The sequence below is a fragment of the Kocuria sp. CPCC 205235 genome (genome assembly GCF_040980905.1).
Classification (GTDB): Bacteria; Actinomycetota; Actinomycetes; order Actinomycetales; family Micrococcaceae; genus Kocuria; species Kocuria carniphila.
Genome location: NZ_JAVKPR010000102.1, coordinates 1 through 543, shown reverse-complemented (window position 1 = coordinate 543; position 543 = coordinate 1). Strand labels below are relative to the sequence as shown.

Here is a 543-nt window from a genome sequence, read left to right as displayed (position 1 = left end):
CTGTGCAGCACCTCGACGCGGGTCCCGTACAGCTCGGAGAGCACGTCCGAACGCAGCACCTGCTCCGGCGTGCCGATCCGGAACGAGCCGTTGGCCAGGTAGAGGATCCGGTCCACGTGCTCGATGAGCGGGTTCACGTCATGGGTCACGAAGACCACGGCGCACCCGCTGCGTTCACGTTGTTCGTGCACGAGTTCGCTCACCACGTGCTGGTGATGCAGGTCCAGGGACAGCAGGGCCTCGTCGCACAGCACGAGCGTGGGGTCCGCGGCGAGCGCCTGGGCCACGCGCAGGCGCTGTTGCTCACCCCCGGACAGCACGCCCACGGGGGCGTCCGCGTAGTCGGTGGCACCCACGCGTTCGAGCAACTCGTCCACGGTGCGGTGCACGCGGCGTGGATGCAGTCGGATCCCCCAGCGGTGCCCGTCCACGCCCTGCGCCACGAGGTCCCGGGCCCGCAGCGGCGTGCGCGCCGGGAAGCCGCGCTGTTGGGGCACGTACCCCACGCGGGCGGCGGCGGCCCGCGGACGGGTCCCGTTGACG

General features: G+C 72.0%; 1 protein-coding gene. It reads right to left on the bottom strand.

All coding sequences use genetic code 11. The features are described 5' to 3' along the window. Nucleotides 1-543 (bottom strand): metal ABC transporter ATP-binding protein (locus RF638_RS16185; protein ID WP_368842482.1); only part of this gene is annotated, 543 nt, incomplete at both ends.